The organism is Pseudomonas sp. R151218B TE3479, from assembly GCF_053629195.1.
Genome location: NZ_JBRJHV010000001.1, coordinates 3,455,266 through 3,481,846, shown reverse-complemented (window position 1 = coordinate 3,481,846; position 26,581 = coordinate 3,455,266). Strand labels below are relative to the sequence as shown.

At 60.0% G+C, this 26,581-nt stretch carries 22 protein-coding genes and 2 pseudogenes; 8 read left to right on the top strand and 16 right to left on the bottom strand.

Going from position 1 to position 26,581, the window contains the following annotated elements; translation table 11 throughout:
• Positions 1-32 precede the first annotated feature (32 nt).
• Together AB7M32_RS15530 and AB7M32_RS15525 are read right to left on the bottom strand one after the other, a co-directional pair.
• Positions 33-812 (bottom strand): annotated as a pseudogene (locus AB7M32_RS15530) (PAS domain-containing protein); the annotation flags it as partial.
• A 159-nt stretch (positions 813-971) separates the two neighbouring features.
• Positions 972-1,187: a TIGR02450 family Trp-rich protein gene (locus AB7M32_RS15525; RefSeq protein WP_454250429.1), complete on the bottom strand. Its 216-nt coding sequence runs from the start codon at positions 1,185-1,187 to the stop codon at positions 972-974.
• A 176-nt stretch (positions 1,188-1,363) separates the two neighbouring features.
• Here AB7M32_RS15525 and AB7M32_RS15520 point away from each other — a divergent pair, with 176 nt between their 5' ends.
• The 6 genes from AB7M32_RS15520 (at position 1,364) to asnB (ending at position 10,989) form a co-directional block, all read left to right on the top strand.
• Positions 1,364-2,779, top strand: coding sequence for a sigma-54 interaction domain-containing protein (locus tag AB7M32_RS15520; RefSeq protein ID WP_454250428.1), 1,416 nt, complete (start codon positions 1,364-1,366; stop codon positions 2,777-2,779).
• A gap of 300 nt (positions 2,780-3,079) precedes the next feature.
• On the top strand, positions 3,080-4,471 hold the full coding sequence (locus AB7M32_RS15515; protein WP_454250427.1) for a GntP family permease: 1,392 nt from the start codon (positions 3,080-3,082) through the stop codon (positions 4,469-4,471).
• Positions 4,472-4,478: 7 nt separating this feature from the next.
• Complete coding sequence (locus AB7M32_RS15510) at positions 4,479-5,255, top strand: 3-hydroxybutyrate dehydrogenase (RefSeq protein ID WP_454250426.1); 777 nt, start codon at positions 4,479-4,481, stop codon at positions 5,253-5,255.
• Positions 5,256-5,444: 189 nt separating this feature from the next.
• Positions 5,445-7,400 carry an acetoacetate--CoA ligase gene (locus tag AB7M32_RS15505; protein ID WP_454250425.1) on the top strand — a complete coding sequence of 652 codons (1,956 nt, stop codon included), beginning with the start codon at positions 5,445-5,447 and terminating at the stop codon, positions 7,398-7,400.
• A 460-nt stretch (positions 7,401-7,860) separates the two neighbouring features.
• The gene (locus tag AB7M32_RS15500; RefSeq protein WP_454250424.1) at positions 7,861-9,213 is read left to right on the top strand and encodes an FAD-binding protein; all 1,353 of its coding nucleotides are present in this window, start codon (positions 7,861-7,863) and stop codon (positions 9,211-9,213) included.
• Positions 9,214-9,300: 87 nt separating this feature from the next.
• The gene (gene asnB / locus AB7M32_RS15495) at positions 9,301-10,989 is read left to right on the top strand and encodes an asparagine synthase (glutamine-hydrolyzing) (protein ID WP_454250423.1); all 1,689 of its coding nucleotides are present in this window, start codon (positions 9,301-9,303) and stop codon (positions 10,987-10,989) included.
• A gap of 43 nt (positions 10,990-11,032) precedes the next feature.
• On the opposite strand, the gene AB7M32_RS15490 is transcribed toward asnB, so the two are convergent.
• A complete protein-coding gene (locus AB7M32_RS15490; RefSeq protein WP_072405166.1) occupies positions 11,033-12,142 on the bottom strand; it encodes a PilT/PilU family type 4a pilus ATPase in 1,110 nt (369 codons plus the stop codon).
• A gap of 132 nt (positions 12,143-12,274) precedes the next feature.
• Here AB7M32_RS15490 and AB7M32_RS15485 point away from each other — a divergent pair, with 132 nt between their 5' ends.
• Together AB7M32_RS15485 and AB7M32_RS15480 are read left to right on the top strand one after the other, a co-directional pair.
• On the top strand, positions 12,275-14,812 hold the full coding sequence (locus AB7M32_RS15485; RefSeq protein ID WP_454250422.1) for a PAS domain-containing protein: 2,538 nt from the start codon (positions 12,275-12,277) through the stop codon (positions 14,810-14,812).
• Positions 14,813-14,860: 48 nt separating this feature from the next.
• Positions 14,861-15,136 carry a peptidylprolyl isomerase gene (locus tag AB7M32_RS15480; protein WP_019690952.1) on the top strand — a complete coding sequence of 92 codons (276 nt, stop codon included), beginning with the start codon at positions 14,861-14,863 and terminating at the stop codon, positions 15,134-15,136.
• A 124-nt stretch (positions 15,137-15,260) separates the two neighbouring features.
• On the opposite strand, the gene AB7M32_RS15475 is transcribed toward AB7M32_RS15480, so the two are convergent.
• The 13 genes and pseudogenes from AB7M32_RS15475 to AB7M32_RS15415 all read right to left on the bottom strand — a co-directional run bounded on the left by AB7M32_RS15475 (position 15,261) and on the right by AB7M32_RS15415 (position 26,551).
• The gene (locus AB7M32_RS15475; RefSeq protein WP_454250421.1) at positions 15,261-16,175 is read right to left on the bottom strand and encodes a sugar kinase; all 915 of its coding nucleotides are present in this window, start codon (positions 16,173-16,175) and stop codon (positions 15,261-15,263) included.
• Positions 16,176-16,319: 144 nt separating this feature from the next.
• Positions 16,320-17,538: pseudogene (locus AB7M32_RS15470) on the bottom strand (amino acid deaminase).
• A 41-nt stretch (positions 17,539-17,579) separates the two neighbouring features.
• A complete protein-coding gene (locus AB7M32_RS15465; protein WP_058543922.1) occupies positions 17,580-18,344 on the bottom strand; it encodes an IclR family transcriptional regulator in 765 nt (254 codons plus the stop codon).
• Positions 18,345-18,484: 140 nt separating this feature from the next.
• On the bottom strand, positions 18,485-18,874 hold the full coding sequence (locus tag AB7M32_RS15460) for a RidA family protein (RefSeq protein ID WP_072405170.1): 390 nt from the start codon (positions 18,872-18,874) through the stop codon (positions 18,485-18,487).
• 42 nt (positions 18,875-18,916) lie between these two features.
• A complete protein-coding gene (locus tag AB7M32_RS15455) occupies positions 18,917-19,708 on the bottom strand; it encodes an amino acid ABC transporter ATP-binding protein (RefSeq protein WP_454250420.1) in 792 nt (263 codons plus the stop codon).
• Positions 19,705-20,367, bottom strand: a complete 663-nt coding sequence (locus tag AB7M32_RS15450) for an amino acid ABC transporter permease (protein WP_454250419.1) — start codon at positions 20,365-20,367, stop codon at positions 19,705-19,707. Before AB7M32_RS15450 ends, AB7M32_RS15455 begins: the two co-directional genes overlap by 4 nt.
• Positions 20,368-20,376: 9 nt before the next feature.
• Positions 20,377-21,039, bottom strand: coding sequence for an amino acid ABC transporter permease (locus tag AB7M32_RS15445; RefSeq protein WP_018608019.1), 663 nt, complete (start codon positions 21,037-21,039; stop codon positions 20,377-20,379).
• 54 nt (positions 21,040-21,093) lie between these two features.
• Positions 21,094-21,942, bottom strand: coding sequence for a transporter substrate-binding domain-containing protein (locus AB7M32_RS15440; RefSeq protein ID WP_454250418.1), 849 nt, complete (start codon positions 21,940-21,942; stop codon positions 21,094-21,096).
• Between the two features lie 387 nt (positions 21,943-22,329).
• On the bottom strand, positions 22,330-22,671 hold the full coding sequence (locus AB7M32_RS15435) for a YdcA family protein (RefSeq protein ID WP_454250417.1): 342 nt from the start codon (positions 22,669-22,671) through the stop codon (positions 22,330-22,332).
• Positions 22,672-22,736: 65 nt separating this feature from the next.
• Positions 22,737-22,985: a type II toxin-antitoxin system Phd/YefM family antitoxin gene (locus AB7M32_RS15430; RefSeq protein WP_092255500.1), complete on the bottom strand. Its 249-nt coding sequence runs from the start codon at positions 22,983-22,985 to the stop codon at positions 22,737-22,739.
• 64 nt (positions 22,986-23,049) lie between these two features.
• Positions 23,050-24,696 carry a phospholipase D-like domain-containing protein gene (locus AB7M32_RS15425; protein ID WP_454250416.1) on the bottom strand — a complete coding sequence of 549 codons (1,647 nt, stop codon included), beginning with the start codon at positions 24,694-24,696 and terminating at the stop codon, positions 23,050-23,052.
• A gap of 194 nt (positions 24,697-24,890) precedes the next feature.
• The gene (locus AB7M32_RS15420) at positions 24,891-25,448 is read right to left on the bottom strand and encodes a vWA domain-containing protein (protein WP_454252144.1); all 558 of its coding nucleotides are present in this window, start codon (positions 25,446-25,448) and stop codon (positions 24,891-24,893) included.
• Between the two features lie 101 nt (positions 25,449-25,549).
• The gene (locus AB7M32_RS15415; RefSeq protein ID WP_454250415.1) at positions 25,550-26,551 is read right to left on the bottom strand and encodes an ATP-binding protein; all 1,002 of its coding nucleotides are present in this window, start codon (positions 26,549-26,551) and stop codon (positions 25,550-25,552) included.
• Positions 26,552-26,581: the final 30 nt, after the last annotated feature.

Genomic DNA, 26,581 nt, shown 5'->3' with positions numbered 1-26,581 from the left:
CGCGCCGCGTTGGATTCGCTCTGGCGCTGCTCGACCTCGCGGGTGTGATCGGTGGCGAACTTGACCACCCCATACAATCTTCCCTGGGTGTCGTAGAGCGGGTTGTAGGTTGCCTGCAACCAGACCGTGGCGCCTTGTTTGTCGATGCGCTGGAACAGGCCGGTCACATACTCTCCCCGATTCAATCCAGCCCAGAACCCGCGATACGCGTCACTCTGGAACTCACTGGGCTTGCAGAACAGGCGGTGGTGCTGACCGCAAACCTCCTCCAGGCGATAGCCCATCACCTTGAGGAAATTCGCATTGGCATTCACCACCTGACCATTGAGGTCGAACTCGATGACCGCCATGGAGCGGTCGATCGCGTGCCTGAAGCTGGACTCGGTCTGGCTCCGAAGGACACGTTCACTGATATCTCGGGCCACTTCAATGACACGTTGCAGCTTTCCCTCCTGGTCCAGCACCGGAATGTAACGGGCCTCCACCCACAACCAATGCCCATCGCGGGCCAGGTGCAAGAACTGTGCATCGACACTCAGGCCTTGCCCCACCTGTTGCCACACAGCGGCATATTCCCGACTGCGCGCGTAGGCCGGCTCGCAGAACATCTGATGATGCTTGCCCTGAATGTCGTCGAGGGAATAGCCCAGCATCTTCAAAAACAACGCATTGGCGCCGAGCACCTGCCCCGCCGGATCGAGTTCGATAATCGCCATTGCCTGATGGAAAGCGGCTCGCTCGGTCTCGAGAATAGCCCGCCGGGCCTGGATCGGGTGCAAGGTTTCCTGATACTTGCGGGTGCGAATGAACATGGATACCACTCCGGAAACGTAAGTGCTTGGCCGCAGCCAACTGAAGGCACGATGCCTTGTTTGCTAGAGAGGAATCATTAAGCCACTATCCTTCAATAAATTGTACAATTTTATTTTCTTGTATAAGAAATAGCGAAGCCGGAATATTCATCCAACGGCTTAGTGCCAACCGATTTTCCAGCGCTTGTCATCGCGCAACTCTGACCAGTCGAACAGCTCCACGCGCCCGCTGCTCACTGCCTGAAGTTCAACCTTTACAGGAGTTCCCGCCTCGTCGCAGATCAATTCGGTGACCAGAAAATGCTTTTCCCGATTAACTGGCGCGCAGGCCGTCCATTTGGAGAGCTTCAATTTCCGGGGATTGAATGTGTTCACGTGTTCTCCACAAAAGCCAGGAAACCCAAGCAGGATCATGTACAAAAATAGCTAACCGTACAAGTTGAGCCCGAAAATAACGGTGGCGCTTCGATCCTGGGACTTCCCCCGGCATAATGCGGCTCTTGGCACCCACCCATGGCTGCCGGCAAATCCCTCCTTTTCTGGAAATGCCGATGAACCCCACCGAAAGTCTCAAGGATTACAAGCGCGTGCGCACGCTGGCGATCCGTTCGTTATTCGAGATCATCGAGCAGTCCAGCGAAGGCACGGTGATTGTCGACCGTGACGCGAATATCGTCTGGATGAACGAGCGCTACGCCCGTCGTTTCGGTCTGAACTCGGCGCAGGAAGCGATTGGCCGGGCCTGCGAGAGCGTGATTCCCGGCAGCCTGTTGCGCGAAGTGGTGCGCACCGGGCGCCCGATCCTGCTGGACATGCAGGACACGCCCAAGGAGCCGCTGGTGGTGATGCGTCTGCCGATCCATGACAACGCCGGCGCGGTGATCGGCGCCATCGGTTTTGCCTTGTTCGATGAGTTGCGCAGCCTGTCGCCGATGCTCAAGCGCTACCTGAGCATGCAGGAAGAACTGGCCTCCACCCGCTCATTGCTACGGGCGCGGCAAACCAAGTACAACTTTGCCCATTTCATTGGCACCAGCAGCGCCGGCCTTGAGGTCAAGCGCCGTGCCCGGCGCAGCGCCAGCGCCGATTCGCCAGTGCTGCTGCTCGGCGAAACCGGCACCGGTAAAGAGCTGCTGGCGCAGGCCATCCACAGCGCTTCGCCGCGGGCGCACAAGGCGTTCGTCAGCATCAACAGCGCGGCGATTCCTGAATCGCTGCTGGAGGCCGAGTTCTTCGGCACCGCCCCCGGGGCCTTTACCGGGGCCGACCGCAAGGGCCGAGCCGGCAAACTGCAGATTGCCCAGGGCGGCACGCTGTTCCTCGACGAGATCGGCGACATGCCGCTACCGCTGCAAAGCAAATTGCTGCGCGTGCTTCAGGAAAAAGAGTACGAACCGGTGGGCTCCAACGAGGTGCTGCAAAGCGATGTGCGCGTGATCGCCGCCACCTCCATGGATTTGGAAGCAGCCATCAAGCGCGGCGAGTTTCGCGCCGACCTGTATTACCGCCTCAACGTATTGCCGATCCAGGTCCCACCGTTGCGCGAACGCCTGGATGACCTGCCCGCCCTGAGCGAGGCGATCCTCGAAGAACTCCGTAGCCAGCACGAACTGAACCGCGATGCATTGGACCTGCTGAGCCAACACGCCTGGCCGGGCAACATCCGCGAACTGCGCAACGTGCTGGAACGGGCCGCGTTGCTCAGCGACGACCTGGTACTGACAGCGGCGGACATCCGTCCGGCCATCGGCACATTCACCCCCGTCACCCGCACGGCGAGCCCGAGCCTTGAGCCGCTGCCCCATGAAACCTTCAGCCAGGCCAGGGCGCGTTTCGACCGGCACCTGATCGAAACCACCCTCGCGCAATGCGGCGGCAAGGTGGTGGAAGCGGCCGAGCGGTTGGGGCTAGGGAGGTCGACGTTGTACAAGAAGATGGTGGCGTTGGGGATTGCCGATTCTCAATAAAGAGACTCATTTCTCAAAATATAGACTGCCGGTTTTGGAGCGCTTTGCGCTCATCGCGAGCAAGCTCGCTCCCACAGGTTACGGGGTTCTTTTGAGTTACGCGCTCAACTGTGGGAGCGAGCTTGCTCGCGATGAGGCCAGCCCATCCCATAAAAATCTCCAAACAGAGACAGAACCCTCGCTCCACTCCTACAAAACCAAACAATTTCCTTAAATTTCAGCAAGTTACACACCTGGCACAAAACTCGCTAAAGCCTCTCCACAGCTTCATCACAACAATAACAATCCAGGAGACACACCATGAGTGTGATCATTGCCTTGGCAGCCCTCGCGCTGCTGATGGTTGCCGCCTACCGTGGCTACAGCGTTATCCTCTTTGCCCCCATCGCCGCCCTCGGTGCCGTCCTGCTCACCGACCCGTCCGCCGTCGCCCCCGCATTCACCGGGGTGTTCATGGAGAAAATGGTCGGCTTCATCAAACTGTATTTCCCGGTGTTCCTGCTCGGTGCAGTGTTCGGCAAGCTGATTGAGCTGTCGGGCTTCTCCCGCTCCATCGTCGCCGCGGCGATTCGTTTGCTGGGGACGCGCCAGGCCATGTTGGTGATCGTGCTGGTCTGCGCTCTGCTGACCTATGGTGGCGTGTCACTGTTCGTGGTGGTGTTCGCGGTGTACCCGTTTGCCGCCGAAATGTTCCGCCAGAGCAATATTCCCAAGCGTCTGATCCCGGCCACCATCGCCCTGGGTGCGTTCTCGTTCACCATGGACGCCCTGCCCGGCACGCCGCAAATCCAGAACATCATCCCCAGCACGTTCTTCAACACCACCGCCTGGGCCGCACCATGGCTGGGGGTGATCGGGACGATCTTCGTGTTCAGCCTCGGAATGCTGTTCCTGCAACGCCAGCGCAACAAGGCCCAGCGTGTGGGCGAAGGCTACGGCACGGCGCTGCGCAACGAGCCGGAAACCGCCGAAGACATCAAGCTGCCGAACCCTTGGATCGCTGTTTCGCCATTGCTGGCGGTGGGCATCATGAACCTGCTGTTCACCCAGTGGATTCCACAGTGGTACGGCAAGACCCACAGCCTGGCGCTGCCGGGCATGGCGACACCAGTGACCAGCGACATCGCCAAGCTCACCGCGATCTGGGCGGTGCAGGCGGCGTTGCTGGTGGGCATCATCATGGTCTTGCTGTTCGGCTTCCGGGCCATTCGCAGCAAACTGGCCGAAGGCAGCAAGAGCGCCGTGGGCGGTGCGTTGCTGGCAGCGATGAACACTGCTTCGGAATACGGCTTCGGCGCGGTCATCGCGTCCTTGCCGGGCTTCCTGGTGCTGGCCGACTGGCTCAAGAACATTCCCAACCCGCTGGTCAACGAAGCGGTGACGGTCACGCTGCTGGCGGGCATCACCGGCTCCGCGTCGGGCGGCATGAGCATCGCCTTGGCGGCGATGTCTGAAACCTTCATCAGCGCCGCCCACGCCGCCAACATTCCCTTGGAAGTACTGCACCGGGTGGCCGCCATGGCCAGCGGTGGCATGGATACCCTGCCCCACAACGGCGCGGTGATTACCCTGCTGGCGGTGACCGGGCTGACCCACCGCGAAGCCTACAAAGACATTTTCTGCATTACGCTGATCAAGACCCTCGCGGTGTTCTTCGTGATCGCTGTGTTCTACGCCACTGGCATTGTGTGAGGTTCCCATGACAACTGCTCTTTCGGGCAAGACCGCCCTGGTCACCGGCTCTACCAGCGGCATCGGCCTGGGCATCGCCCTGAGCCTGGCCAAGGCCGGCGCCAACCTGATCCTCAACGGCTTCGGCGATGCCTCGGCGGTGATCGCCGAGGTGAAACAGTTCGGCGGCAAGGTCGGCCATCATCCGGCCGATGTCAGCGACCCGGCGCAGATCGCCGACATGCTCGCCTACGCCGAGCGCGAGTTCGGCGGCGTGGACATCCTGGTGAACAACGCCGGGATCCAGCACGTGGCCGCCGTGGAAGATTTCCCCGTGGAGCGCTGGGACTCGATCATCGCCATCAACCTGTCCTCGGTGTTCCATGCCAGCCGCCTGAGCCTGCCGGGCATGCGCGCCAAGGGCTGGGGACGGATCATCAACGTCGCTTCCGTGCATGGCCAGGTCGGCTCGGTGGGCAAGGCAGCGTATGTCGCGGCCAAGCATGGGGTGATCGGCCTGACCAAAGTGGTCGGCCTGGAGACTGCCACCAGCAACGTGACTTGCAACGCCATCTGCCCGGGCTGGGTGTTGACGCCACTGGTGCAAAAACAGATCGACGACCGCATTGCCGCCGGCGTTGATCCGCAACAGGCGCAGCATGATCTGTTGGCCGAGAAACAACCGTCCCTGGAATTCGTCACCCCGCCGCAACTGGGAGAACTGGTGCTGTTCCTGTGCAGCGAAGCCGGCAGCCAGGTGCGGGGCGCGGCGTGGAATATCGATGGTGGGTGGTTGGCCCAGTAACACCCTCCTCTGGCGAACGCGTTTAGTGTGGCGAGGGAGCTTGCTCCCGCTGGACTGCGAAGCAGGCCCAACAGGCGGCCGCTACGCAGCCGAGCGGGAGCAAGCTCCCTCGCCACAGAAGCGGTTCTCGCCATAAATAACGCCTTGTGCTGCAATGTTTACAAGCCCGAAAAAACAAGAGGCACCCCCATGTCCGACCTCCTCTGGCAACCCAGCCCCGAACGCATCGCCCAGTCGCGCATGAACGCCTTTCGCCGGTTCGTCAACGCGCGGCATCACCTGCAACTGAACGACTACCCCGGCCTGCACGCCTGGAGCATCGACCAGCGCGAGGCCTTCTGGCAGGCCATCGTCGACTTCTTCGAGATCCACTTTCACCACGCTCCCGACGCGGTACTGGTGGAGGGTGCGCAAATGCCCAGCGCCCAGTGGTTCCCTGGCGCCACGCTGAACTTCGCCGAACACCTGCTGCGCCGCCGCGATGACGCCGTCGCGGTGGTGGCGCTGGCCGAAAACGGCGACCAGGAACAATTGACCTGGGCCGAACTCGCCGCCCATGTCGCCGGCCTGCAGAAAAGCCTGCAAGCCGCTGGCGTCACCCGGGGCGACCGGGTCGCCGCCTGCCTGCCCAACACTTGGCAGACGTTAGTGGGCATGCTCGCCAGCACCAGCCTGGGGGCCATCTGGTCATGCTCGTCACCGGACTTCGGCACCCAGGGCGTCATCGACCGGTTCGGCCAGATCGAGCCCAAGGTACTGATCACCTGCGCCGGTTATCGCTACGCCGGCAAGGTCATCGACCAGCGGGCCAAGGTCAATGAAATCCTCGAACGGCTGCCGTCGCTGGAACAACTGATCGTGTTGCCTTATGCCCAGCCTGACGCCCGCTTCGAGGACTTCAAGACCCCGGCCGCGGTCGCGTTGTGGAACGACTTTTATCAACACGGCGGCGAACCGGAATTCGTCAGCGTGCCGTTCGACCACCCGCTGTACATCCTGTACTCCAGCGGCACCACCGGCGTGCCGAAGTGCATCGTCCACGGCACCGGTGGCGTGCTGCTGCAACACGTCAAGGAACATGGCCTGCACGTCGACCTCGGTCCCGAGGATCGGCTGTTCTACTACACGACCTGCGGCTGGATGATGTGGAACTGGCTGGTATCGGCCCTCGCCGTCGGCAGTGCGGTGGTGCTCTATGACGGCTCACCGTTCCATCCTGGCCCCGAGCGCCTGCTGGACCTGATCGACCAGCAGCGCATCAGCGTATTCGGCACCAGCCCCAAGTTCCTGGCCTCACTGGAGAGCCAGGGCTTCAAGCCTCGGCAAACCCATGACCTGGGCAGCCTGAAAACCATCCTGTCCACCGGTTCGGCGCTGGCGCCCCATAGCTACGATTTCGTGTACCGCGACTTCAAGCCCGACGTCTGTCTGGCCTCGATGTCCGGCGGCACCGACATTGTGTCGTGTTTCGTCAACGGCAACCCACTGTCACCGGTGCGTCGAGGCGAGATGCAAGGCAAGAGCCTGGGCATGGCCGTACAGGTCTGGAGCGAGGCCGGCCAAGCGGTCATCGGCGAGAAAGGCGAACTGGTGTGCACTCGGCATTTTCCGGCCATGCCCATTGGTTTGTGGAACGACCCGCGGCAGGAGAAACTTCGTGCGTCCTACTTCAACCAATTCCCTGGCGTATGGGCCCAGGGTGATTACGCCGAAGAACTGCCCCACGGCGGCGTGTTGATTCATGGACGCTCCGACGCCGTGCTCAACCCCGGCGGTGTACGCATTGGTACGGCGGAGATCTATCGGCAGGTGGAAAAGGTCGAGCAGGTGCTGGACAGCGTCGCCATCGGCCAGCAATGGCAGGGGGACGTGCGGGTTGTGCTGTTTGTGCGCTTGCGGGACGGCGTGCGACTGGATGAGGCCTTGAAGCAGCAGATCCGCCAGGTCATCCGGGCCAACACCACGCCAAGGCATGTGCCGGCGAAAATTGTGGCGGTGACGGACATTCCCCGGACTATCAGCGGCAAAGTCGTCGAGTTGGCAGTGCGCAATGTGGTGCATGGGCAGCCGGTCAAGAACACCGATGCACTGGCCAATCCCGAAGCACTGGAGCAATTTCGCGATCGCCCTGAACTGACGGCCTGAGTTCGTTGGCCCGGTGTTGCCATCGCACATAAAACCCATTAATACCGCCTCAAATCATGCACGAGCAAATATCACTGCGCATCTAAAAATACATAAAATTATTTCAACTTGTGCCGCAGAAATATTTAAAAAATGGCGCAAAGGAGATACTCGAAGGAAATGTAGCCCACCCACCAGACACACCCATATAAAAACAACCCTTTAGAAAAACAAAGTACCAGTTGAGCACTTGACAGTTTCACCGGATGACAAGCAAAACTGAATTTTCCCACAATAAAAAACTTGATCAGACCGACACCTACCACCCCCCATACATGGGAAATATCCGGTTAAAGATTGCGCCCACTTAAAAGCTTTACGAATAGCAAAACAAGCCTATAGACTTTAAAGGATAAAGCTAATCGCGAAAGCGCCTCCCAACTTAAATTTCATTCAAACAACCCAGCGTAGAGTCCAACTCATGAACCATCGATATTTTGGTGACGCCCTCATAAGCAAATATGAGGACATCACCATTATTTTTCCTGACGACAGTGCTTATGAGAAGACCAGGCAAGTCTATAACAGGATGCATGACCTTTATCCGTCAATGATTATTCAAACCCTGAACCGAGCAGCATTAAAGGAGATCGTCAGCTTTGTCACGGCCAATGGCATAGAACTCGCTATCAGGGGGGGCGGGCACCACATTGCAGGCTTCGGCTCCACGCAGGGAGGCATACTGCTCGATTTCTCACCTTTCAACGATATCGTGATTGATGGAATCCATAAAATTGCCCGCGTCCAGCCGGGGGCACGGTTAAAGGATGTGGATGACGCACTTTGCCAACATGGGTACGTCATACCTACCGGCACGGTGAGTGATACAGGTATTGCTGGATTGACGCTGGGCGGTGGTATTGGCTGGCTACTGGGAAAGTACGGCTATACCTGTGAGAATCTTGTAGGCGCAGATGTACTTTTGGCTACAGGGGCTCTCGTAAGGGCCGAAGATCCGGGGCATGAGGATTTGTTGTGGGCGTTGCGCGGCGGAGGCGGAAATTTTGGTATCGTACTTGAATTCAGGTACAAGCTATCGAGACTGCCTTCCGTTTATTGCGGCACCCTGGAATTCACTGGAAATGATGTCGAAGCCGCATTGAGCGACCTGTTTAAATATCTGGACAATCACTGCCCGTCCAACTTGGTTGTCGCTCCGATTCTTCATCGCCATAAAAACTCAATGGAGTGCATGCTCTCCATCGATTTCTGTTTAAGCGACTCAATCGATTACTCAGAAATCAAAAATCTCGAAGAATGCTTGAGCCAGACTATCAAGCACACCTATCTCACCAATGACTTTCTGACATGGCAATCATGGTCTGATGAGCGTTTTGCTCAACCAATGAGAGGCTACTGGAAATCAGTGTGCCCCGAAATCATGGGAGAGAATATTTCGCATTTGTTAACGGATTGGCAAAAAAAAATCCCAGGACCTAACTGCAGTGTGATGATAGAACATCTGAACCCATCCAGAAGAGAAAAATCCGGCGTGGAGTCAGCACTTTCGATAAAAACAATGAACTATGGAATTTTATTTTCTGCTCGCTGGACGTCCTCATGCGATGACGCCAAATACGTGAGCTGGGTCAAAAGCGCCGCGAGCTCGATAACTGGCGCTGCGAGAGCACTTTCATACTCAAATTACACGCTCGATGAAGAAAACACCCAGTTCTCAGTATTTTCGAATAGCGATAACAGGCTATCTTTCACAAAGAAAAAATATGATCCACTGAACGTATTCCGCCGCAACCACAATATTACAAAAAAATAAACCACTTCCTCCAAACTTTGCCCAGCTGATCCATTCATTCAGCACCCCCCTATAAAACCAAAAAATCTCGACATAAAGAGCACAACCATGTGTGGAATACTCGCTGTATACTCCCCAGCCGCCGACATCCAGTCCGTACACATAGATAAAGCACTTGCAGAACTAAATCATCGCGGTCCTGATTTCAGAAACCGCTATATATCACCCGATAGAAAAGTCGCCTTGGGGCATACATTACTGGCCATTGCCGACGCACCTGAAAACAGTCAGCAACCGATTGAATTCGAGCATCTTCGGATGACCTACAATGGTGAAATATATAATGTTGCGCACGTCAGACAGGCCCTGCGATCGAAAGGTGCAACCCTCACCACCACTTCTGATAGCGAAGCACTGATCAAGGCCGTGTACTATTTCGGATTGGAATATCTGAGCAATATCACAGGCTGTTACGCGTTCGTCATCCATGACAGTAAACTGAACAAGGTTTTTTTTGGACGCGACCCCTATGGAGAGAAACAACTGGTCTGGACGACAACCCCTGCCGGGCTGCTGGCCATTAGCTCGGAATCCAAGGCACTGAAACACATTCCAGGGGTCGCACTTAACACCAACACCACGCGCATTTGGCAAGACTTCATTTTCGGATTTTACTCCCCTCGCAGTGAAACGTACTTTGACAACGTGCACAATGCGGAGCCAGGTACGATTTATGCTGTTGATCACGATGGCAATGTCCGTGAACATCTAAGAATCAAATCAACATCAGCCGTCTGTTACACAGATGAGAACCTGCATATGGCATTGGCGAATGCGGTTAAAAGCCAAATCCCTGACAGGTTTTCGCCTGCTGCCATCTTATCGGGTGGATTGGACAGTAGTATCATCACGACGCTGCTCGACAAAAGCGCCTCCAGCCTTCAAGCATTCACGGCCTATTACCAGGGCACCGAAAGCGAAGACTTCAGCAGCGCAAAAAAATTGACAAGCATATTAAAACATACAACTTTACAGCCTATCTGCGTATCAAGCGATGACGGAAACCATCTATTCTCTAAGGTCACACATTCTTTGGAGGAACCCTTACTAGATCAAGTCTATATTTCTCAATACTTGCTTTACAAAGCAGTGTCCGAAAAAGGTCTTCGAGTTGCTCTTAATGGTCAAGGTGCAGACGAATTCTGGTGCGGCTACAACCAGCATTACGACTTCCCAATGCAAAGTGAAGCGATACAAAAACACCGGTGGCATGACTTCTACTTCAAGAAAGCTATCGAATCAGGGCTCGGACTGCTTCTTACCGAGTCGGAAATTAAAACGCTTATTGAAGAGCATTTGCCTGACACATCGGGGAAAGAACCGCTAGAAGTGCTGACTCAATTTTCAATAGAGAACCATCTTCGAGCAATGCTCTGCCATGAAGACAGGCTTTCGATGGCCTCCTCCGTCGAGGTCCGTCTTCCCTTCCTGGACAGACATGTCATTAGTCTGGCGTTAAGTCTGGCTGCAAAGGACAAAATAGTTGATGGCGTAGAGAAAATGCCCCTGCGCAGGGCATTCACCAACGAGCTGCCTCGCGAAATAGCCCAACGACGCAAATTGGCGTTTCCTGACGCGCCTGAGCAAAACTACACGCACATCCTGACATCACACAGCAACCAAGAGCGTTTCAACGGATTTTTCTCCCAGGCTGACTTCAAGAAGTTCCAGTCGCAAGGAAAAAACCTATGGATGCTATTTGGGGTAAATGCGTTTCATAACTCGTTCAGTCATTGACCCTGCACCTCCAATATCCAACAACGCACGGATGAAGCGCTTATCAGTCCATCAGGCCCCATTCGCCCGACGGCGCTTGGGGCTGCGGTGATTCTTCGGCGTGCAATTTCAACTTCAGCCGCAGGTTGTTCACCGAGTCCGCGTGCTTCAGTGCTTCCTCTTCTTCAATCACGCCCTCGACGACCAGCGCGTAAAGCGCGTAGTCGAACGTTTGCATCCCCTGCTCCACAGACTTTTCCATAATCCCCTTGAGTTCAGAAAACTGATTGCTCCGGATCAGATCGGCCACCGTGGGCGAACCCAGCATGACCTCCACCGCCGCCCGCCGCTGGCCGGTGCGGGTGCGTACCAAGCGTTGGGAAACGAACGCCTTGAGGTTGTTGCCCAGGTCGTTCAACAACTGCGGCCGGCGCTCTTCCGGGAAAAAATTGATCACCCGATCCAGGGCCTGGTTGGCGTTATGGGCATGCAAGGTGGAAATCACCAAGTGCCCGGTATCGGCAAACGCCAGGGCATGCTCCATGGTTTCCCGATCGCGGATTTCGCCGATCAGCACCACGTCCGGCGCCTGGCGCAAAGTGTTTTTCAGGGCCGCATGAAAACTGCGGGTGTCGACACCGACTTCCCGTTGGTTGATGATGGATTTCTTGTGCCGATGGATATACTCCACCGGGTCCTCAATGGTGATGATGTGGCCGCTGCTGTTGCGATTGCGGTAATCGATCAGCGCCGCCAGGGAGGTCGACTTGCCCGAACCTGTCGCGCCCACGAACAGCATCAACCCTTGTTTCTGCATGATGCTGTCCAACAGCACCCGGGGCAGTTTCAGGTCTTCGAAGCGCGGGATGTCCAGCTTGACGTTGCGGATCACCATGGACACGTCATTGCGCTGCTTGAAGACATTGACCCGGAACCGCCCGACGCCGGCCAGGGAGATCGCCAGGTTCATTTCCAGTTCCCGATCGAACTCAAGGCGCTGTTCGGCGTCCATCAAAGACTCGGCGAGCCGGGCAATGTCGCCGACCTTGAACGCTTCGTGCCCCAAGGGCTTGAGCACGCCCTCGAAACGCGCGCACGGCGGCGCCCCCGTAGACATGTAAAGGTCGGAACCATTCTGGCTCGCCAGGATTCGCAACAACGGATCGATTTCCATGGACTGAAACTTCCGCGAGACATCAATGAAACAAGTTGAGCCGAACATGAAACCCTTCAGACCCGCCCGCACTTACTTTCCTCAAAGGATAGTAGACGCCGTGGTACAGACACGACAGCCAGGGATTGCGTGATGAACGCGACACCCGCCGGCAGCGATGCCCAGCGCCTGATCAGCCAGGTGGACTGGGCCCAGACCCCATTAGGAACGGCCCGGAACTGGCCTCCGAGCCTGCGCACCGCCGTGGACATCGTGCTCCATTCGCCCATGCCAATGGCCTTGCTGTGGGGCGCGCAACTGACCCATCTCTACAACGACGCCTTCGGCCGACTGACCGGTGACAAGCATCCCCGGGCGTTCGGCCAGCCGACCCATGCAGCATGGCCCGAACTCAAAGGGGCAACCGAAGAGATTTACCACCGCGTATTGCAAGGCCAGACGCACACCTGCCGCGATCAGCACTGGCGCGTGCCCTTCGCAGGTCGCCTCTGCGATATCTGGCTGGACCTGACCTACAGCCCGGTGCATGACGAAAGCGGCAGCGTCGCCGGCATCCTGGTCACCGCCATCGAGACCAGTGAACGCCGCCGCCTGGCCATGGAATTCGAACGGCGCTCCGAGGCCAGCCTCAAGGCCCAGCACGAAAGCGAAGAGCGTCTGCAACTGGCCCTGGCCGCCGCCGACGCGCTGGGTACCTGGGATTGGGACATCAGCGAAGACCGCTTCATCGCCGACGCGCATTTCGCCCTGTTGCATGGCGTCGACCCGAACCTGTCGCGCCAGTTGCCCATCAGCGCCTACCTCGAAGGCGTGCATCCCGAGGACCGGGCGATGGTTGCCCGCAGCATCAAGCACTGCATCACCCATGGCACCGAATACGCCGAAGAGTACCGGCTGTTGCAGCCCGACGATGAATTACGCTGGGTGTACGTGCGTGGCCGTTGCTACAAGGACCGCCACGGCCGGCCCAAGCGTTTCCTTGGCGCGGCCCTGGACCTGACCGAACGCAAGCGTACCGAGCAAGCCCTGCGCCAGAGCCAGACCGAGCTGCAGTTGATCATCAACGCCATGCCGATCCTCATCAGCTACGTGGACCGCGAAGAGCGCTTCAGGCTGAACAACAGCGCCTACCTGGACTGGTACGGGCTGACCCCGCAGGAGCTCTACGGCAAGACCATCCGCGAAGTGCTCGGCGAAGAGGCCTATGCCGCTCGCGCCCAACAGATCGCCGATGCCCTGGCCGGCAAGCCATGCAGCTTCACCGTGCAGATGGACCATCGCGACGGTCGCCCGCGCCATTCACTGATCAACTACTTGCCTCGCCACGGGGCGGACGGGGCGGTGAACGGTTTCTACATCTTCGTGATCGACGAGACCGAGAGCAGGAAAACCGAGGAAGCCCTGCGCAACCTCAACGAAACACTGGAGGAACGGGTCATCGCCCGGACCCAGCAACTGGCCGAAGCCAACCACCGCCTGCAAAGCGAGATGTTCGAACGCGAGCGCGCCGAAGAAGCCCTGCGCCATGCACAGAAAATGGAGGCCGTGGGCCAACTCACTGGCGGCATTGCCCATGACTTCAACAACATGCTCACCGGCATCCTCGGCAGCCTCGATCTGATGCAACGCTACATCGCCGCCGGCCGCACCGCCGAGATCGGGCGCTTCACCGAAGCGGCGGTGTCGTCGGCCAACCGCGCCGCGGCCCTGACCCATCGGCTGCTGGCGTTTTCCCGCCGCCAGTCCCTGGACCGCAAGCCGCTGGACGCCAACGAGCTGGTACGCTCGCTCGAAGACCTGCTGAGCCGGACCACCGGCGATCACATCGTGCTGCGGCTGCAACTGACCCACGATCTGTGGCCGGTCAGCACCGATGCCAGCCAGTTGGAAAACGCCCTGCTCAATCTGGTGATCAACGCCCGCGACGCCATGCCCGACGGCGGCGAATTGATCGTCGAAACCGCCAACGTCTATCTGGACGGCACTGACATCAGCACCCTCGAACCGGTCAAGGCCGGCGACTACGTGATGATCGCGGTCAGCGACAACGGCAGCGGCATGACCCCCGCCGTGCTGGCCAAGGCCTTCGACCCGTTCTTCACCACCAAGCCCATCGGCCAGGGCACCGGCCTGGGCTTGTCTATGATCTACGGGTTTGCCCAACAGTCGGGTGGACACCTTAACCTGGACAGCGTGCCGGGCCAGGGCACGCGGGTGCAGTTGTACCTGCCGCGCTTGCACGTTGCGCCGGCCCAGCAATCCACCACGGCGGAGACAATCGACGTACCGCCGGCCATCGCCGGGGAAACCGTGTTGCTGGTGGAAGATGAACCGGCGGTGCGCATGCTGGTGCTCGACCTGTTGAAGACCTTGGGCTACACCGCCCTGGAGGCCCAGGACGCCATGACGGCCCTGCCCATGCTGGAATCGGAGCAGCGCATCGACTTGTTGGTGACCGACGTCGGGCTGCCGGGCATGAATGGCCGGCAACTGGCGGAAATCGGCCGCCAGCACCGCCCGGGGCTGAAAGTGCTGTTCATGACCGGTTACGCGCAGAAAGCCGCCGAACGCCAGGGGTTCCTCGACCAGGGCATGGACATGGTCGCCAAGCCCTTCACCCTCGATCTGCTGGCCAACAAGATTCGGACGATGATCAACCATGACTGCTGACTTGAGGCATAATCGCCGCCCCGTCGCACCGTTCAGGTCACCGCTGCAATGAAAGCCCAAGCCCGCCATATCCTGGTGAAAACCGCCGAAGAAGCCGAACAGCTCAAGCAACGCATCGCCAAGGGTGAAGCCTTCGATGTGCTGGCCAAGAAATACTCCACCTGCCCCTCGGGCAAACGCGGCGGCGACCTGGGCGAAGTGCGGCCGGGGCAGATGGTCGGTGCGATCGATGCGGTGATCTTCAAGAAGCCCTTGCGGGTGGTGCATGGGCCGATCAAGAGCAAGTTCGGTTACCACCTGGTGCAGGTGTTCTACCGGGATTGAAACCGAGCCTGGCGCTTGTGGGAGCGAGCTTGCTCGCGATGGCGGCGACACAGTCAATATTTCTGCAAGCTGAGCCACCGCTATCGCGAGCAAGCTCGCTCCCACTGGTTTTGTGCCCACTTAATTATTTTGGCATCAACGCCCCCGGCACCTGGATCACCCGGCTCGCCAACAGATGCCCCGCCTCGGCCGCCTCCGCCGGAGTACCACCCAGCAAGCGGCTCGCCAGGTACGCGGCACTGAACGAATCTCCCGCCGCGGTGGTGTCCACCACACACTCGACCCGTTGAGCGGGAATCTCATAAGACTTGCCATCGCAATGAATCAGACACGCCTCGGCACCGCGCTTGAGCACCACTTCCGGCGTGCCGAACTGCCCATAGGCGGCGAATACCGCGTCAGTGTCCGCATATCCGAACAGTGCCTGCTCGTCTTCCACCGTCAGCAGGGCCAATTCCACGTAGGGCAAGACGCTGCGATACGCCGCCCGCGCCGCCTCGATCGAGGCCCAGAGTCTTGGCCGGTAATTATTGTCGAACACCACCTGGGCCCCACGGCGACGGGCCTCGACCAGGGTTTCGATGAGCCTGGCGCGCCCCTGCTCACCGAGCACCGCCAGGGTCACGCCGCTGAAATACAGCACATCGTAATCCGGCAATGCCGCCAGGATCGGCGCGGCGGCCGGGGTGGTAAAACACTCGCGCACCGCCGCCTCGTTGCGCCAGTAGAGGAATCGCCGCTCGCCCGCCGCATCGGTCTGGATGCAATACAGACCGGGCAGGCGTCCAGGCAAGCGCTGGACCCGTTGCAGACCGATGTTTTCTTCGGCCCAGCGCTCACACATGGCATCGCTGAAACTGTCGTCGCCCAGGGCGGTGACGTAATCCACCGCGCCCCTGTCACCCAAGGCGCGGGACAGGTACACCGCGGTGTTCAGGGTATCGCCGCCGAAGCTTTGCAGCAGGCTGCCGTCGGCACGTTGTTGCAGTTCGATCATGCATTCGCCGATCAGGGCGATGCGGGGTTTGGGGTGGTTCATGGGTGATCCTGATTGTTCGGTGGTGTTTGGCAGGCCGCTATCGCGAGCAAGCTCGCTCCCACAGGGGGATCGAGGCTCCCACAGAGTCAGCAATCCTCTGTGGGAGCGAGCTTGCTCGCGATTGCCGCGACTCGGTCTTAAGCCCTAGAAACAAGTCTCCATGCTCTCGACCACCCGCAACTGCTCATCCACTAGACACCCCACCCGCCATTTATCGAACGTCAGGCACGGATGCGAAGTACCGAACGAAATGATATCCCCCACCCGCAACTCAACTCCCGGTGCCACCGTCATGAACGCATGCTGGTCCATCACCGCCGCCACCTTGCAGCCGCTGACATCGTCCCCCGCCACCGAATCCGATCCTGGCTGGTAGCGCTTGAGCGGCACCGGCAATCCGGCGTCGTAGGCCACATCGCGCTTGCCCAGGGCGATCACCGCGAAGCCCGGCTCCGGCAGCGATTGCACATGAGCCCAGACTTCCAGGGCCGGACGCAGGCCTTCGTGCAGGTCGCTGCGGCGCTCCAGCACACAGCACTGGGCTTCTTTGTAGATGCCATGGTCATGGGCCACGTAACTGCCGGGACGCAGCACGCTGAGGAAACGCCCATGGGCATTCTGGGCTTCGAAGGATTCGGCGATCAGATCGTACCAGGCCGAGCCCGAGGCGGTGATGATCGGTTTGTCGATGGCGAAGGCACCGCTGTCCTGCAACTGCACCGCCAGCCGTACCAACGATGCGGCGAATGCGCGGATGCCACTGATGGCGTGGTCGCCATGGATCACCCCTTCGTAGCCTTCGATACCGGTCAACGCCAGCGCCGGTTGACTACGAATCGCCTCGGCCAGGGCCAACACCTCAGCCTCGGTCCGGCAGCCACACCGACCACCGACCACGCCGTACTCGATCATCACGTTCAGCTTCATACCGCGCGAGGCGAAGAACGCCCCCAGGTCCGCGACGTTGTCCGGATGGTCGACCATGCAATGGAATTCGAACGCCGGGTCAGCCAGCAGATCGGCGATCAGCGCCATATTTGGCGCGCCCACCAGTTGGTTGGCCATCAGCACTCGACGAACGCCGTGGGCGTAAGCGGCACGGGTTTGCACGGCGGTGGCGAGGGTCAGGCCCCAGGCACCGGCATCGAGCTGGCGTCGAAACAGCGCCGGGGGTCATGCTGGTCTTGCCATGGGGTGCCAGTTCGGCGCCACTGTCGGTGACGAACGCTTGCATCCAGCGAATGTTGTGCTCCAGCGCCGCGCGGTGCAGCACCAACGCCGGCAGGCTGACGTCCTTGAGCAGATGAGCGCCGACGGTGGCCGCACCCTTCTCTACGCCAGCATTGGGAATGACAGAAGACATGTTCGTACTCCTCGCACGCGGCCGCTCGCAGCCGCGATTATCTATTCATTGATGCGCCGGGCCAGGTTGTTGGCGCTTTCGATCAGCACCCGTCGGTAGTCGGCGTAATTATTCTTGGCGTCGGCCCGTGGGGCGACGATGCACAGGGTGGCGATGGCCACGCCGCCGGGGTCTTTGACCGGTGCGGCGAAGCAGTGGGTGAAGGTGTCCGCGACGCTGTCGAAGGAGAAGAACCCATCGAGGCCGGCCTGGCGGATTTCCTTGAGGAATTGCTCCAGGGGCAAGCGCTCGCCGTCCGGCAAAATGAAGTCGTCGGGGTCGATCAGGTCGACGATCTGTTGATCACTCAAATGCGCCAGCAGCAGGCGCCCGGACGCCGTCCACGGGATCGGCGCGTTTTCACCGATGTCCGATGAAATGCGGAAATGCCGCTCGCCTTCCTTCATCAGCGCGACGGTGTATTTGCGCCCGTTGAGCAGGCACATCTGTGCCGTTTCGCGGGTCTGGCGCACGATCTCCTGCAAGGCCTGGTCAGCCTCACGGCTCAGGTCGAAATGCCGCAGGTGCGCCTGCCCGAGGAAATACAACTGACGGCCCAGGTAGACGTGACCGTCCTTGCCCACCGGCTCGAGGATGCGGCGCTCCAGCAGCGACGCCACCAGTTCATAGACCGTGGACTTGGGGCTGCCGATGCCGCTGGCAATATCGTTCGGGCGCAGCGGCTGGCCGATTTCCTTGAGGAAATCGAGGATATCGAACGCCCGATCCAGTCCCCGGGCCCGGCGTTTGATGGTGTCTTCGGTCATTTATTGCATTCCCGTTCATTGGTCGTAGGAGCTGTCGAGTGTAACGAGGCTGCGATCTTTCCCCAGTCAATTGAGTCTTGAGCGAAAGCCCGGCAGATCAAGATCAAAAGATCGCAGCCTTCGGCAGCTCCTACAACGGTTCAGGCCTTTTTCTTGTAGGCGACGCAATCGATCTCAACCTTGCAATCGACCATCATGCTCGCCTGCACACAGGCCCTGGCCGGGGCGTGTTCAGGACTGAAGTATTCGCTGAACACCTTGTTGAAACTCCAGAAATCCCGCGGGTCTTCCAGCCACACGCCGCAGCGCACCACGTCCTTGAGCTCATAACCGGCCTCTTCGAGAATGGCGACCAGGTTCTTCATGGTCTGGTGGGTCTGCTCGACGATCCCGCCGACAATGATCTCGCCGTTCACCGCCGGCACCTGGCCGGACACGTGCAGCCAGCCATCGGCTTCCACGGCGCGGGCGAATGGCCGTGGCTGGCCGCCGCCTGCGGTGCTGCCGGTGCCGTAACGCGTAATGCTCATGGGTGTTTCTCCTTGCTTGGATAGATTAAAGATTCAACTGAATTAAAAGCGGGTGTTCTTGAGAAACTCCGCCAGCCGCGGCGACTGCGGTCGCTCGAACAATTCCTTCGGTGGCCCCTGCTCTTCGATGCGCCCCTGATTCATGAACACGATCTTGTCAGAGACCTCGAAGGCAAAGCGCATTTCGTGGGTCACCAGCAGCATGGTCATGCCGTCCTCGGCCAGGCCCTTGATCACGTTCAGCACCTCGCCGACCAGCTCCGGGTCCAGGGCCGAGGTGACCTCGTCGAACAGCATCAGGCTGGGGTTCATGGCAATCGCCCGGGCAATCGCCACACGCTGCTGCTGGCCGCCGGACAACTGGCCGGGGAAGTGATTGCGCCGCTCCAGCAGGCCGACCCGCTCCAGCCATTTCTCTGCCAGGGCCACCGCTTCGTCCTTGGGCAGTTTTTTCACCTTGAGCAGACCCAGGGTGACGTTCTGCAACGCGGTCAAATGCGGAAACAGGTTGAACTGCTGGAAGGCCATGCCGGTCATGGCCCGGTGCCGAGCGATGACCTTCTCGGGGTGGCGCACGCGCTTGCCGTCGATGTCGTCATAGCCGATGGATTCGCCGTCGAGCATGATTTGCCCGCCCTGGAACTCTTCGAGCATGTTCACGCAACGCAACAGCGTGGTCTTGCCCGAACCGCTGGAGCCGATCAACGTGACCACGTTGCCGCGCTGCATGCTCAGGTCCACGCCCTTGAGCACTTCCAATGGACCGTATTGTTTGCGCAGGCCGCGAATGTCCAACAACGGTTGAGTGTTGGAAGGAGTCGAAATATCAGTCATGGCAAGGCCACCCGCTTTTCAATGTGCCGCCCGAGCAATTCGATGGCGTAATTGATGATGAAAAAGAGAAACCCGGCGAACAGGTAAAACTCCAGGGTCATGAAGGTCCGGGCGATGATCTGCTGGGTGCTGAGCAACAGTTCGGCGACGCCGATCACCGACAACAGGGTCGAGGCCTTGACGATCTCGGTGGATGAGTTGACCCAGGTCGGCAGGATCTGCCGCAACGCCTGGGGCAACAGCACATAGCCCAGCGACTGGTAGAACGTCAGGCCAATGGCCTGGCCCGCCTCCATCTGCCCACGGGGCAGCGCCTGCAAGGCACCGCGCACGATCTCGGCCACATGGGAGCCGCAGAACAGCGTCAGGCCCAGGACACCGGCCTGAAATGCGCCGATCTGCCAGCCCAGGGCCGGGGCCATGTAGAAGCAGGCCAGCACCAGCACGAACACCGGCGTGCCGCGGATCAGGTCGACGTAGAAGCGAAACGGCGCGCGCATCCAGGTCCGCCCATAGGTCAGCACCAGGCCGGCCACCAGACCGATCAGCGTGCCCAACACAATCGCCAACAGCGAACACTGCACACTGGTCAGGAAACCGGCCCACAGGGTGTCCCGGGCGACCCATAACTCATGCAACCAACTGGGTGATTCGTACATGGGAGACTCCTAACGGCGGATCGCCAGGCGCTGCTCGAAATACCGCAGCACCATGGCAATGAGGTAACAGGCCGCGACATACAGGGCCGTGGTCACCAGCCAGGTTTCGATCACCCGGTAGCTCTCCACGTTGATCTTGCGGGCGTAATAGGTCAGCTCCGGCACGGCGATCGCCGCCGCCAGGGAGGTGTCCTTGAACAGCGAAATGAAGTTGTTCGACAAGGCCGGCAACACGTTGCGCAGCATCACCGGCACGGTGACGTAGGCTTTCACCTGCCACTCGCCCAGGCCGATGGCCAGCCCCGCTTCCCTCTGCCCCTTGTGAATGCTCAACAGCCCGCCGCGGAACACTTCGGTCAGGTAGGCCCCGGCGTACAGCGAGAGGGTGATGACGAACGACGGCAGCTTGTCCAGGCGGATGCCCAGGCTCGGCAAGGCGAAGTAAATCAACAGGATCAGCACCAGGATCGGCGTATTGCGGATCACCGTGACATACACCGACGCCAGCACCCGCAGGACCCGATGCTTGCTCAGCAGCGCGAACGCCATCGCCAGGCCGATCACGCAACCGATGGCGATCGACACCAGCGCCAGGGAAAGCCCCAGGCCGAGCCCCGCCAGCAAGGTGTCGAAATCGCGCCAGACGGCGGCAAAGTTCAACTGATAATTCATGGTCGGCAGTACCTTCGACGGGGCGCCCGAAAATGGCGCCCCGGGCTCACGGGATCATTTGAATTCAACAGGGAAACCAATCGCTGGCGACGGCAGGTCCACACCGAACCACTGCTTGAACGATGCGGCGTAGGTGGGGAATTCCACGCCGGTCATGGCTTCATGCAAGGTGGTGTTGACGAAGTTCAGCCAGTCCTGGTCGCCGCGCTTGACCGCACAGGCATAGGTTTGCGGGCTCCAGGCATAGGCCGGGCTGCGGTAGCGCCCAGGGTTCTGCACCATCAGGTACTTGACCGAGGATTGGTCGGTGGCGGCGGTATCGGCGCGACCGGAGTTCACCGCCTGGTACATCAGGTCGACGCTGTCGTACTGGTCGACCTTGGCCTTGGGCAGCGCCTGGTGCACCAATTCTTCGGCGTAGACGTTCTGCAGCACCGCCACGGTGACGTCATCGCCCGCTGCCTTGAGGTCTTCGATTTCCTTGTACTTGCTGTTGGCCGGCAGCAGCAGGCCGACGCCTTCGCGGTAGTACGGCAGGGTGAACGCCACTTGCTGGGCGCGACTGGCGGTGACGGTGATGAACTGGCAGCTCATGTCGACCTTGTCGGTCAGCAGGTTGGGGATCCGCGCATCGGACGACTGCACCACGAACTCGACCTTCTCCGGGTCATTGAACAGGCCCTTGGCGACCATGCGCGCGATATCGATATCAAAGCCCTGCAACTTGCCATCCGCTCCCTGGAAGTGCCACGGCGCATTGGTACTGCCCGTGCCCACGATCAATTTCCCCCGCTGCAGCACGCTGTCCAGCTTGCTGTCGGCCGCCTGAGCGACACCCACGGCAGCCACCGTGGCCGCGAAGAGAAAAACACATGTTTTGAACAAGGAAGGTCGGCGTTGCATGGCAAGCACTCCAGAGTGAGTTTATTCCGCTATACCGGTACATGGTATGTAACAACGGAATAGACAGCAGAAAGTGTGCCACAGGCTTGGAGCGCATGGGTGAGTAAAATGGAAAGTCAGGGAAATCAGGGAGATGGGAAAACAGAGGCAATGGATGGGTGCTTGGAACCGTGCCGCGATTGCTACCGTTGGCCACGGCGAGCGGGTAACAAGGCCCCATGCCGGGTACTCGGCGCACCTGGCGCACTGAAACGGAGCCACCTGAAGTTGTAACCTGTGGGAGCGAGCTTGCTCGCGATGGCGGTGTATCAATCAATGTTGAGGTTGACTGACCTGACGCTATCGCGAGCAAGCTGGCTCCCACAATTGTTCGGCGGTGTGCCTGGTCTATTTGCGCTTGTAGCTCTTGCTGCCGCCTGGCGTGAGGCAATAGACCCCGCCCCGGGGGCCGACGCAGTAATTGCCACTGCCGCACTGGCAACCGTCGGCGGACTTGAGCAGCGACTGCGGGCGCGCCTCGTTCCGAAGCCCCAGCACAGCGGAACAGGACTTCTTCGAAGCGCTGATCGAGCCGTCATTGCAGAGGAAGGTATCTCCGTCACACCCGGCGATCCCGCCCTTGCGGCCGGAACACGGTTGATTGGCGGCGATGGCCGAAGTACCCAGGGCCAACAACAGGATCGCGACACAGGTGCGAAGTAAAGCGGACGTTCCGTGACAGAGGTTCATGACAGCTTCCTGGCTGATAGATGGCTCTATGCTAGCACTGGAAAGAGCTCCACAAACGCTCCAACTCATAGGTCATCGAGAGAAACCTTGATCGTTGGATCGTTTTCACGCTCGCGGCAAAGAGCAGCCAACTCCATGTCCTCAAGACGGTCCATCATGGCTTCATATTCCCTGGCAGGAATGCAATAGAAAACAGGCTCGTTTCGGTTGAGGATGGCTACAGATAACCCTTCACCGGCAGCAACGGTGCCCATTGGGTTTTTCTTGAGCTCAGAAATGCTGGCAACGACTTGGGAAAGCACGATATGTGTCATGAAATAACCCTTGAGTACTCTTAATAGCGCAAAAAATAGCACTCTAAAACACCCTTACCACTGCTCAGCGCCCGCAAAACCTCACCCTGGACAACATCCGCAAATCCCCCTCGCGGTAATAGTCATCACTCCAGCTGTCATCCACCGCCAGTGGCTTGACCTGCTTGAGGGCGAGTTTTTTCGCGAAGTAACGAAAGCGGTAATGCTCATAGAAACGCAGCAGTTCCAGCCCGTAGCGGTCGGCCAGGTCGGTATCGCCCTGAATGATCAGATAGTTCTCGTCGTTGCCGCTGCTGGCGGCGGCGCTGAGGTTGTGGCTGCCGCTGAGGATGGTCGGCGAATCACTGGTGAAGTCGGTGACGATGGCTTTGGTGTGCACCAGTAGATTGCCCTTCTGGCCTTTCATGTTTTCCCGCAGCCAGCCTTCCAGACCGGTGTTGAGCAGCGCGGTGGCGGCGAATTCGGCAGTGCGGTCGGCATGAAAACCGGTGATGCGGCTCTTGGTGTTTTGCAGGCCGTAGCGCAACACATCGTCATTGGGCTGGCCGAGCAAGGCGTCGAGGATGCGGTCGGGCAACACAAAGGCGGTGACGAACAACAGGTCCTTTCGCGCCCCCTTGATGATGTCGACGAAACGATCCAGATCGCCCTCCCCGGTGCGCGGCGAGAACCCGGCGAACAACGCTTCTTGCGGGGCCATGGCATTGTTCAGGGTCAGCCACTGGCGAGTGGCATCGACGTCCTGAGGCGTTGCCCAGATTTGCTCGAATACCTGGAGATAGCTGCTGCTGATCCGAGGGTCGTCCAGCACATGCACGACGTTGGCCTGGCGGTAGACCCCGTTGGCGGTGAAGTTGGTGCTGCCGCACAGCACGGCTTCAGGTCGCAATGAGCCGCTGGCCTCCACCTTGCTCAGCACAATGAATTTGTTGTGGAAAATGTTGTGGGTGATCCGCCCACGCTTGTTGGCCGCCGGCATGTTTTCGAGGCTGGCTTCGTTGCGCGCCGTGGTGTCGTCTCCCGGCTCGGCGTGATACAGCACCCGCACCTTGGCGCCGCGAGCGTGAGCGGCAGTCACCGCGTCGACGATCACCGGCAATTCGTATTCATAGATGGCGACGTCCAAGGCCCAGCGGGCATCCAGCGCCCGGTCGATGAAACCGGTCAAGCGACCCAGCAAGCCGTTTTCCAACCAGCGACGTGGTGCGTCGGGCCAGTCATCGATGGACAGGTGCTTGTTGGCATCGAGCAGCGCGTCCACTTCGGGAAACTTGCGCTGGAACGCCTGGCTGGCGGCCACGGCACGGTTGAAGATGACCCGCTGGTTGGCCGGCTGCCCGTCGTCGCTGGTGACGGTGACGGCCAGGGATTCGCCCAATTGCGGTGCATCGGGGCTGCCATAGGCCAGGTGCACGCGATAGTGGATCGTCACGCCGGGGTTGACGGCGTAGTCGGCCCAGCGAAATTTCTGCAGGGGTGCCTTGTCGCTGGGGGTGGCGTGGAACTGGGGAAACGTGTGGGCCTTGTCAGGGAAGGTCAGGCTGTTGAACAGGAACAGCCAGGGCTTGTCGCCCTGCTGTTTCTCGATGGCAAAACCCAGCAAGCCCTTGCGCCGGGATTCGGCCAGATCCATGGCGAGCAGCACGCCGTTGGTGCCGGCATAGGCCTTGACCCGAAAATCGTCCTGGGGGTTGGTGACGAGTACGCGCATGGTTCACTCCTGTGACGGGCTGCTTGAGCATAGTGCAGTGATGCGGGTCAGGTGGGCAGGTCATGGGAACCGAGGGGATGCCATCGCGAGCAAGCTCGCTCCCACAGGGGGCCGGGTGTTCATCATTCATGTATTCACAAAACAGTGTGGGAGCGAGCTTGCTCGCGATGGGGCCCTGACAGTCACAGAGCCTTTCAATCAGCCTCATCGATATGCCGATACTCAGCCCCCAACCGCCCCGCCAACTGCCGGGCCCGGCCCAAGCGAATCGGGCCGCGCTCGATGTCGATCAACAGGCACGGGCAATCCAGGGAGGGCAGTGACGGTCCCTCTTTGACACGCCCATCGGTCATCACCAACACCCGCTGTTGCTCCGCCGGGAAGCGCTTGCGCCGGGCCATCAACCAGCGTCCGGCCTCGTTCAGCGCCGCCAGCAACGGTGTACCGCCGCCGGCACCGAGTCCCTCGAGCCAATCCCGCAGCCCGGCTGAGGCTTTGAACCCTTGCACCTGCCAAGTCGGAACGGTACCGCTGGCGGTCAACAACGCCAAGCGGGCCCGCTGCCGGTAGGCGTCGTCGAACAGTTGCGCCAACAAGCCTTTGCCGTCACTCAAGGCGCGATGACGACGGGTCGAGGCCGAGGCATCGACGATGACCAGCCACAACTCTTGGGGCGAGCGCTGGCGGCTGTGAAAACGCAGGTCTTCCCGCAGGCGTGGACGACCATTGAGCAACGTTTCCGGCCAGTTCACCGCACCGCTGGCCGCCACTTTGCTGCGGCCCTGGCGGCCCTGGTCGAGTCGCCCGGCACGGGGTCTGGCATTCGCCCCCGCCGGCGAACGGGGGCGAATGCCTAGGGCTTTTTTGGCCAGCTCGGCACATCGCGTCGGGCCCCGGTTGGCAATGCCCGGGCCGGCAGGTCGCCCCATTGGCCTTGGCCGTCATTGGATTCAGTGGTTTTTTCCGCCCCCGCCCCGGTCGGTGCCTGGGACGGTGCCGGTGCCGAATGCCCGCGGCGCCGATGGCGCAAGGCAAACTCGGCGACCGCATCGATGTCCTCATCGGCAATCCCGGCAGCGCCGCGCCAGGCCGCATGAGCCCGGGCCGCCCGCAGCCAGACCAGGTCGGCGCGCAAGCCATCGACCCCGGCGGCAAAACAGCGCTCGGTGATCTGCGCCAGCGTCCCATCATCCAAGGCGATCCCGGCCAAGCGGCTGCGCGCCTGTTGGCAACGTTCACGCAGCTGCTGTTGGGCGTTCTCCCACTCCGCGCAGAACGCCGCCGGATCACTGTCGAAATCCAACCGCCGCCGGATGATCTGCCCGCGCTCAGCCGGTGCGGTGTGGCCGTCGAGGGCGACGTTCAGGCCGAAACGGTCGAGCAGTTGCGGACGCAGCTCGCCCTCTTCCGGGTTCATGGTGCCGATCAGCACAAAGCGCGCCGAATGCCGATGGGAAATGCCGTCGCGCTCGATCAGGTTGGTGCCACTGGCGGCCACATCCAGCAGCAGGTCCACCAGGTGGTCGGGCAGCAGGTTCACCTCATCGACATACAGCACGCCACCGTCGGCCTTGGCCAGCACGCCGGGAGAAAACTGCGCGCGCCCTTCCCCGAGGGCCACGTCCAGATCGAGGGTGCCCACCAGCCGCTCTTCGGTGGCACCGAGGGGCAAGGTGACGAACTGACCGCTGGCCAGCAGGTCCGCCAGGCCCCGGGCCAAGGTGGACTTGGCCATGCCACGCGGGCCTTCGATCAGTACACCGCCGATTTTCGGGTCGATCGCGGCCAGGCACAGGGCCAGTTTCAGGTCATCGGCGCCGACTACGGCGGAGAGCGGGAAATGGGGTTGGGTCATGGTGAATGTCTCATGAATGTGCGAGGTTCC

Bases quoted from the DNA above. Each gene is read 5' to 3' on its own strand.
- AB7M32_RS15520 (WP_454250428.1), top strand. From the start codon at position 1,364: ATGAACCCCACCGAAAGTCTCAAGGATTACAAGCGCGTGCGCACGCTG.
- AB7M32_RS15515 (WP_454250427.1), top strand. From the start codon at position 3,080: ATGAGTGTGATCATTGCCTTGGCAGCCCTCGCGCTGCTGATGGTTGCC.
- AB7M32_RS15510 (WP_454250426.1), top strand. From the start codon at position 4,479: ATGACAACTGCTCTTTCGGGCAAGACCGCCCTGGTCACCGGCTCTACC.
- AB7M32_RS15505 (WP_454250425.1), top strand. From the start codon at position 5,445: ATGTCCGACCTCCTCTGGCAACCCAGCCCCGAACGCATCGCCCAGTCG.
- AB7M32_RS15500 (WP_454250424.1), top strand. From the start codon at position 7,861: ATGAACCATCGATATTTTGGTGACGCCCTCATAAGCAAATATGAGGAC.
- asnB (WP_454250423.1), top strand. From the start codon at position 9,301: ATGTGTGGAATACTCGCTGTATACTCCCCAGCCGCCGACATCCAGTCC.
- AB7M32_RS15490 (WP_072405166.1), bottom strand. From the start codon at position 12,142: ATGGAAATCGATCCGTTGTTGCGAATCCTGGCGAGCCAGAATGGTTCC.
- AB7M32_RS15485 (WP_454250422.1), top strand. From the start codon at position 12,275: ATGAACGCGACACCCGCCGGCAGCGATGCCCAGCGCCTGATCAGCCAG.
- AB7M32_RS15480 (WP_019690952.1), top strand. From the start codon at position 14,861: ATGAAAGCCCAAGCCCGCCATATCCTGGTGAAAACCGCCGAAGAAGCC.
- AB7M32_RS15475 (WP_454250421.1), bottom strand. From the start codon at position 16,175: ATGAACCACCCCAAACCCCGCATCGCCCTGATCGGCGAATGCATGATC.
- AB7M32_RS15465 (WP_058543922.1), bottom strand. From the start codon at position 18,344: ATGACCGAAGACACCATCAAACGCCGGGCCCGGGGACTGGATCGGGCG.
- AB7M32_RS15460 (WP_072405170.1), bottom strand. From the start codon at position 18,874: ATGAGCATTACGCGTTACGGCACCGGCAGCACCGCAGGCGGCGGCCAG.
- AB7M32_RS15455 (WP_454250420.1), bottom strand. From the start codon at position 19,708: ATGACTGATATTTCGACTCCTTCCAACACTCAACCGTTGTTGGACATT.
- AB7M32_RS15450 (WP_454250419.1), bottom strand. From the start codon at position 20,367: ATGTACGAATCACCCAGTTGGTTGCATGAGTTATGGGTCGCCCGGGAC.
- AB7M32_RS15445 (WP_018608019.1), bottom strand. From the start codon at position 21,039: ATGAATTATCAGTTGAACTTTGCCGCCGTCTGGCGCGATTTCGACACC.
- AB7M32_RS15440 (WP_454250418.1), bottom strand. From the start codon at position 21,942: ATGCAACGCCGACCTTCCTTGTTCAAAACATGTGTTTTTCTCTTCGCG.
- AB7M32_RS15435 (WP_454250417.1), bottom strand. From the start codon at position 22,671: ATGAACCTCTGTCACGGAACGTCCGCTTTACTTCGCACCTGTGTCGCG.
- AB7M32_RS15430 (WP_092255500.1), bottom strand. From the start codon at position 22,985: ATGACACATATCGTGCTTTCCCAAGTCGTTGCCAGCATTTCTGAGCTC.
- AB7M32_RS15425 (WP_454250416.1), bottom strand. From the start codon at position 24,696: ATGCGCGTACTCGTCACCAACCCCCAGGACGATTTTCGGGTCAAGGCC.
- AB7M32_RS15415 (WP_454250415.1), bottom strand. From the start codon at position 26,551: ATGACCCAACCCCATTTCCCGCTCTCCGCCGTAGTCGGCGCCGATGAC.